The organism is Candidatus Dormiibacterota bacterium (assembly GCA_036495095.1).
Classification (GTDB): Bacteria; Chloroflexota; Dormibacteria; order Aeolococcales; family Aeolococcaceae; genus CF-96.
In genome coordinates, this window is sequence record DASXNK010000010.1 from 1 (window position 1) to 7,005 (window position 7,005).

The window sequence follows — 7,005 nt, forward strand, 5'->3', positions numbered from 1 at the left end:
CAGGCGCAGGACCTCACGTTCGCGGGGCGACAGCTGGTCCAGATCGGGGTCCAGGCCCGGCGCCGGTGCACCGCCCTGGGCGAAGGCGTCGAGCACGAAGCCGGCCAGCCGGGGCGAGAAGACCGCGTCGCCGTCGCGCACGGTGCGGATGGCCGCGACCAGGTCGGCGGGGGCGATCGACTTGGTCACATAGCCGCCGGCGCCGGCGCGGATCACCGAGATCACGTCCTCGGCGGCGTCGGAGACGGAGATGGCGAGGAAGCGCACCTCGGGGAGCACGGCGAGCACCGCCTCGAGCACCGCCCGGCCGCCGCCGCCGGGGAGGTGGACGTCGAGGAGCACGACGTCCGGCCGGGTGGCGAGGATGCCCTCGACGGCGGCGTCGACATCTCCGGCGTCGCCCACGATGTCGAGGTGGGTTCCGAGCTCGGCGCGCAGCCCGGAGAGGAAGAGGCTGTGGTCGTCGACCAGGAACAGCCGGGTGCGCGAGCTCATCCTGCGGGCACCGGGACGCGCAGCTGCACCTCGGTGCCCACCCCTGGGGTGCTGGTCACCACCACGGTGCCGCCGAGCCGCTGGATGCGTCCCCGGATCGACTCGGCGATCCCGTGCCGGTCGGGCGGCACCGCGGCGGGATCGAAGCCCCGCCCCTGGTCGCGGACGTAGGCGGTGATCGCCTCGGGCTCGGCCTCGACGTACACCGAGACCCGGGCGGCCCCGGAATGGCGGGCGGCGTTGAGCGCGGCCTCCTGGCAGGCGAGCACGACGGCGCGGAGCCGGTCGTCGACGCGCCGGTCGCCGACCACCACGGCATCGACGGCGACGGCGTGCTCGCGCTCCACCCGCGCGGCGAGGAGGTCGACCGCCGTGCCCAGGCTCTCGGCGCCCTCCTCCTCGACCCGGCCGTTGAGCCAGGCGCGGAGCTCGCGCTCCTGCCGCCGGGCCAGGCTGACCACCTCGGGCGGGGCCTCGGCGCGCTGGATCAGGGCGAGGGTGTGCAGCACCGAGTCGTGGAGGTGGGCGGCCATCTCGGCGCGCTCCTCGGAGCGGATCCGCTCGCGCCGCTCCGCCGAGGCGGTGCGCGCCAGCCGGAGGATCCAGGGGCCGAGGATGAGCCCGAGGCCGGCGGCGGTGACCGCCACCGCGAGCAGGGCGGTGCCGGTGACGGTGAGGGTGCGGTGGGCGATGAGGAAGACGCTCATGCCGCCCACCACCAGCAGCGCGCCGCCGACGATCCGGGGCAGCGACGCCGGGCCGGCGAGCATCGCCTCCACGGTGGTGGCGGGCAGCCGCCGGCCCATCCGCGACCAGCGGGCGCGATCGTCCTCGTCGCCGCGCGCCCAGATCAGCGCCGAGCCCACCAGTGCCAGGCTCAGCGGGCCCGCCAGGGTGTCGCCGAACCACACCCCGACCTCGCGGAGGATCAGCAGGCCGCCGGCGACGATCAGCCCCAGGGCGATCAGGCGGCGGGTGGTGGCTCGTGGCGGCGGCCAGGGGACGGCGGTTGCCCCCGCGGGCTCGTGGCTCACCAGCCAGGCGACGATGTAGAGGCCGACGCCCGAGCCGCCGGCGACGGCGAGGAGCACGAACCCGGCGCGCACCAGCAGCGGGTCGACGCCGAACCGGCGGCCGAGCCCGCCGGCCACACCGGTGAGGACACGGTCGTCGGCGCTGCGCGGGAACGCGCGCCCCCGCCACCCCCGCTCGCCGCGCGGAGGCGCCGGCGGGACACCCTCCGGACGGGGCGGTGCGGTGGGGATGACGGTGGCTTCCTCGGGATGGGGACGGGCGTTGCACCGATCTTCCCACGGCCCCAGGGCGGCGGCCATTCGGGAGGTGCCCGCGACATGCCCGTGCCCGTCTCCGGGATCGGCACGGGTCATCCCTGATGGCGAGGGGCATGGTCGGGGCGCAGGCTGTGGCCATGGACGACATCCAGCAGCCCGGCCGGCCCGGCCCGGGCGACGACCGCATCCCCGCCGGGCCGCCCCAGCCGGATCCTGCACAGGCACCGCCCTCGGCAGTGCCCCCCCCTCCGCCCTCTGCACCGCCGCCGCCACCGCGCCGGCTCACCCGCAGCGACGAGGGCCGGGTCATCGCCGGCGTCGCCGGCGGCATCGCCCGCCACCTCTCGGTCGACCCCACCCTGGTGCGGATCGTCTTCGCGGTGCTCAGCTTCACCGGCGGGGTCGGCTTCCTCCTCTACATCGCGGGCTGGCTGGCGCTCCCCTCGGAGAGCGAGCCGGAGGCCCCCGGCGTCACCCTGCTCCGCCGCCTCGGCCGGGGTGGATGGCGGGCCTATCTCGTGGTCGTTGTCGGGGTCATCGTGGTCGCTGCGCTCGCCGGCGACATCGACCCCGGCCACCCCGGACTGGTCTGGGGCGTGCTGCTGCTCGGATTCGGGGTCGCCCTGCTCATCCGGGAGGACGAGCCGCACCCGGCCGCGCCCGGCGCCGCCACCGCCCCGGCCGGTCCGGTGCCGGGGTGGGGCGCACCCTCCGCGGCGCCGGCACCGGTGCGGGGATGGGGGCAGCTCGTCCCCCGGCGCACCCGCCGCCGCAGCCGGTCACCGCTCACCCGCATCACCCTCGCCGCGGTGCTCCTGGTCGCCGCCGGCGCCGGCCTGCTCGGCGACGCCGGGGTGGTCTCGGTCAGCGTCCAGACGGTGCTCGCGCTCTGCCTCACGGTGATCGGGGCGGGGCTGATCGTGGGGTCGTGGTGGCGGCCGCCCTACGCGCTCATCGTCCTCGGCCTGCTGCTGGTGCCCATGGTGTTCGCCGCCGGCATCTCCGACGTGCCCATCCACGGCGGCGCCGGCGACCGGCTCTGGGAGCCGCAGACGGTGAGCCAGCTGGGCGACGGCTACCAGCTCGGCGCCGGCAGCCTCACCGTGGACCTCAGCCGGGTGCCCTTCGGGCAGGGCCCGGCCACCGTCCACCTCGAGCTCGGCATCGGGCAGCTCGACGTGGTGGTCCCCGCGGATGTGCCCCTCGACGTCCACGCCCGGGTCGGCGCCGGCGAGGCCCGGCTGCTCGACAGGGTCGACAACGGTCTCGCCGTCGACACCCGGGTCCGCGCCGACGGGTCGGCCGCGCTGGGGCGGCTCAGCCTCGACCTCCACACCGGTCTCGGCCAGGTCACCGTGCGCCGCGCCGGCACCGCCACCGTCCAGGGAGCCCTGTAGATGTTCCGCCGCTCTCCCGACCCGGTCACGCTGGTCGCCGGCCTCGGCTTCACCGCCCTGGGGCTGACCCTGCTGATCGACCACGGCAGCCTCCACCTCCACCCGCGCTGGGTGTGGCCGGGTGTGCTGATCGTGCTCGCCCTGGCGCTGCTGCCGGGGATCCGCGGCCGTCGCGACCACGAGGGCGAGCCGCCGCCGCCGCCCCCGGGCGCCCCCCCCGCCTCAGGGGCAGGAGGCGCTGCCGAAGGGCTGTGACGCCGAGGCGGTGCGGTTCGGCGAGGTGACCTCCACCGCCGCGGTGGAGGGGGCTCCGCCGGGCCCGGCCGCGGCCGGATGGTCGGAGGCGGGGAACAGCAGAGAGGAGGTGACCACCGCCCGGGTGGTGCCCTGGGGGATGGTGACCGGCTTCTGGGCCTGGTCGAACGCCGTCGACGCGCCGGCGCAGCTGACATCGGTGCCGCGGATGCTGAAGGTGAGCGTGCCCGCCGACCCCGGCTGGAAGGTGAACGTCGCGGTCAGCGGGCACACCCACCAGCTGGCGCTCTGGACCTGGCAGGTGCCCATCGAGAGCACCACGCTCTGCACCGTCAGCGCTCCCGCCGGGCTGGCGGAGGGCGACGGGGTGGCGGTCGCGGTCGGCGCCGGCGAGGCGGTGGCCGGGGCGCTCGACGGCGGCGGTGGCAGCGTCGCCGGCTGCGAGGTCGGGGCCACGATCACCGGTGAGAGGTTCACGGTGGGGGTGGGCGCCGGCGCGGTGCCGCCCAGGGGGGAGGGGCGGACGGCGCCCGCGCGCGGCGCCTGCGAGGAGAGTGGAGCGGGGCTGACCAGCGCCGCCGGCCCGTTGGGGTCGAGCTGCACCGGCTGGAGGGCGACGCTGCCGGCGCCGGTGTACGGGGTCGGCGTGCTGAAGGCCTGCCCGCCGCTGAGCGGCAGCGGGTCGGCCGCGGGCAGGTGCAGCAGCAGGGCGGTGCAGAGCGCGCCCGCGCCCATCACCGCGAGGCCGGCGCCGACCAGGCGGCGGCGCGCGGGCAGGCGGCGCCGGGCGGCCGGGGCCGCGGTGGCGGCGGCCTCACCCGCGGCGGCGGCGCCGGCGGCGAGCAGCGCCACCAGGCGGCCCGCGGACCAGCCCCGGCGGCGGGTTCTCGCCGACGGCACGTCCTCCGGAGGCGCCATCTCGGCGGCGAGGTCGGCGACCTCCTCGAGGTCGGCCATCCACTCCGAGCGGCGCGAGTCCAGCGGGGCGCTCACCGGCGGCTCAGCCCAGCGCCACCGCAGCCGGGCGGGTGCGAACCCGGTCCCGGCACGAGGAGCAGTCGACGATGTGGGCGGCGACGTCGCGCATCCGCCGGCGGGTGGTGGGGCGGCGGCGCTCGGCGCTGCCGAGCAGCTCGAGGGTGCGCCCGCAGCCGTCGGCGGGACGGTCGGACTCGGTGGCGCGCCGCAGGTACTCCTCGCGGAAGCGGCGGCGGGCGCGGAAGAGAAGGGTCTCGACCGCTCCGGGGCTGAGTCCCAGGACCTCGGCGATGGCGTTGTAGGACAGCCCCTCGAGCTCGCGGAGCACCAGCGCGGCGCGCTGCCGCGGGGGCATCGACTCGGCGACCCGGGTGACGGTCTCGCGCATCCAGGTCATCTCGTACGCGGCCTCGGGCTGGTCGGTGCGGTCCTGGGTGGGGAGGGTGCGCATCAGCGTGCCGTCGTCCTCGATGCCCGGGGAGCGGCGCTGGGCGCGGAGCAGGTCGATGCAGAGGTTGGCGGCGACCCGGTGCAGCCAGGCGCGGACGTTGAAGCCGCGCTCGATCCGGTCGGCGCCGCGCACCAGCCGCAGGAAGGTCTCCTGGACGACGTCGTCGGCCGAGGCGTCGGAGCGGAGGTGCCGCAGGCAGAGCATGCGGATGGCGATGGCGTGGCGGGTGTACAGCCGCTCGAACGCGTGGGCGTCGCCGTCGCGATAGGCCGACAGGAGGCTGACGTCGTCGTCGACGGTGGCCGCGTCGGCGGGTGGCCGCAGCGGCAGCACCTGGCCGGAGAGGACGGGCGCGGTGCCCGCCGGGAGGGGGGAGGGCGCGCAGGTCGCGCTCATCGACCGGACCTCGACATCGATGTGGGCCGCGGGCCCCTCACGCGCTGCGTGCTCATTGCGTCACCTCCCGCCGTGCTGAGGAGGATGATGCGGGTTGAACTCTCCCGACACCCTCCGCCCCCTTTCGCCGGGGGCACCGCATACGGTAGCATGCGTCCGCAGCGGACGCAATGACCCGCGCAACATCCGTCCGTATCCGTCCGCAAGACGCGGACCACCCCGCTGTTGAGGCTTGGAGGGCAACATCATGGCGTTCGTCTCGGTCTCGAGGGCGGCGGCGGCGCTGGGCGTCGGCGACGACACGGTGCGGCGCTGGGTGAAGGCCGGGCGGCTCTCCTGCTCGGAGGACCAGCTCGGCCGGCTGCTCGTCGAGGTCTCCGACGAGGAGCTCGCCAGCAGCGACGCGGAGGCGGCGCCGGCGGAGCTCGCCGCGCTGCGTCAGCGGCTGGTGACCACCGAGCAGCGGCTCGCCGCGGTCGGCGCCCAGCGCGACGCCCTGGAGCGCGAGCGCGACGTGCTGGAGCGCGAGCGCGAGATGCTCGCCGCCGAGCTGAACTCCCGCCGTGCCGAGCTGGCGGTCGCCGCCGAGCGCGAGCGCGAGCTGCTCCGGGCACTGCACCAGGCCCAGCAGCTCCACGCCCAGGCCGCCGGCAGGCTGCCCTTCGGCGGCGCCGACGACCCCGGCGCCGGCCCCGGCGGCTCCGCCGAGGCGCCGCTCAGCCCGGCGGCCACCGGCACCTTCCGCCGCGGTCCCCTGCAGCGCTGCCGCCGTTGCGGGCTGGAGAGCCGCATCCAGGACCTCATCTCCGAGGGCCTCTGCCGCGACTGCAGGGAGGAGCTGGCGGCGCCGGCGGAGCCGGCGGGCTCGGCCTAGCCGAGGCCTGGCCGTGGCCTAGCCGCGGCTGGTCCACCACCAGACGGACCTGCGGAAAGGCGCTGCCCTCGCCTCGGCTGTGAGCGGGACCACCGAACGCCAGCGCATTGGCGGGGAAGCATCGTGCGTCGGATTCGGCATGGTTGTGTATGGGAACGCATGTTCGCTATTCTAGTATGTATGGGTTCGCACACGGCAGCCGGCCTGACCGCGGCGATCGACGTCCTCGCCGCCGAGGACCTCGACGGCCTCGCCGACGCCGCCCTCGGCGAGAGCATCGTGGCCCTCAGCTGCGACCTCGACCGCATCCAGGCCGAGCGCGGCCGCCGGCTGGCGCGGTTCGCACGCCGGCACGGGCACCTCGCCGAGGGTGCGGCCTCGATCGTCTCCTGGGCACGGCAGCGCTGCCGGATGTCCGGCGGTGCGGCCGCCGCGATGGTGACCACCGCGCGGCACCTCGAGGAGCTTCCCGCGACCGCCCGGGCGCTGCGCGACGGCGAGATCGGCTACCAGCACGCGTCGGTGATCGCCCACGCCGCCCGCGACCTCGGCGACGAGCGGGTGCGGGAGGCCGAGCACATCCTCGTCCCGGCGGCGCGCTCCCTCGACGTGCGCCAGCTTCGCGAGGTGACGCTGCGGCTGCGCTCGTGCCTCGACCCCGACGGCGCGCTCCGGGACGCCAACCGGCAGCACGAGCAGCGCCGGCTGCACGTCAGCCAGACGATTGACGGCATGTTCCGGCTCGACGGCTGGCTCGACCCCGAGAGCGGTGCGGTGGTGGCGACGGTGCTGAACGCGCTGAGCCGTCCCCGGCCTCAGGAGACACGCACCGCCGCCCAGCGCCGCCACGACGCGCTCGTCGAGGTC

The 7,005-nt window shown here is 76.4% G+C and carries 8 protein-coding genes; 4 read left to right on the forward strand and 4 right to left on the reverse strand.

What is annotated here, in order from left to right:
* The coding region (locus VGL20_00795) for a response regulator transcription factor (protein HEY2702204.1) at positions 1 to 495 on the reverse strand (495 nt) is incomplete at its 3' end.
* Positions 492 to 1,829, reverse strand: coding sequence for a PspC domain-containing protein (locus VGL20_00800; protein HEY2702205.1), 1,338 nt, complete (start codon positions 1,827 to 1,829; stop codon positions 492 to 494). The genes VGL20_00795 and VGL20_00800, both read right to left, overlap by 4 nt.
* 95 nt (positions 1,830 to 1,924) lie before the next feature.
* On the opposite strand from VGL20_00800, the gene VGL20_00805 reads away from it, so the two are divergent.
* Complete coding sequence (locus VGL20_00805; protein ID HEY2702206.1) at positions 1,925 to 3,184, forward strand: PspC domain-containing protein; 1,260 nt, start codon at positions 1,925 to 1,927, stop codon at positions 3,182 to 3,184.
* Entirely contained in the window at positions 3,185 to 3,439 is a 255-nt protein-coding gene (locus tag VGL20_00810; GenBank protein ID HEY2702207.1) for a hypothetical protein, read from the forward strand.
* On the opposite strand, the gene VGL20_00815 is transcribed toward VGL20_00810, so the two are convergent.
* Positions 3,407 to 4,432: a hypothetical protein gene (locus VGL20_00815; GenBank protein ID HEY2702208.1), complete on the reverse strand. Its 1,026-nt coding sequence runs from the start codon at positions 4,430 to 4,432 to the stop codon at positions 3,407 to 3,409. The two genes, VGL20_00810 and VGL20_00815, sit on opposite strands and share 33 nt — an antisense overlap.
* A 7-nt stretch (positions 4,433 to 4,439) precedes the next feature.
* Complete coding sequence (locus tag VGL20_00820; GenBank protein ID HEY2702209.1) at positions 4,440 to 5,264, reverse strand: RNA polymerase sigma factor; 825 nt, start codon at positions 5,262 to 5,264, stop codon at positions 4,440 to 4,442.
* 247 nt (positions 5,265 to 5,511) lie between these two features.
* Here VGL20_00820 and VGL20_00825 point away from each other — a divergent pair, with 247 nt between their 5' ends.
* The gene (locus VGL20_00825) at positions 5,512 to 6,138 is read left to right on the forward strand and encodes a hypothetical protein (GenBank protein ID HEY2702210.1); all 627 of its coding nucleotides are present in this window, start codon (positions 5,512 to 5,514) and stop codon (positions 6,136 to 6,138) included.
* Between the two features lie 180 nt (positions 6,139 to 6,318).
* On the forward strand, positions 6,319 to 7,005 hold a 687-nt coding region (locus VGL20_00830), incomplete at its 3' end, for a DUF222 domain-containing protein (GenBank protein HEY2702211.1).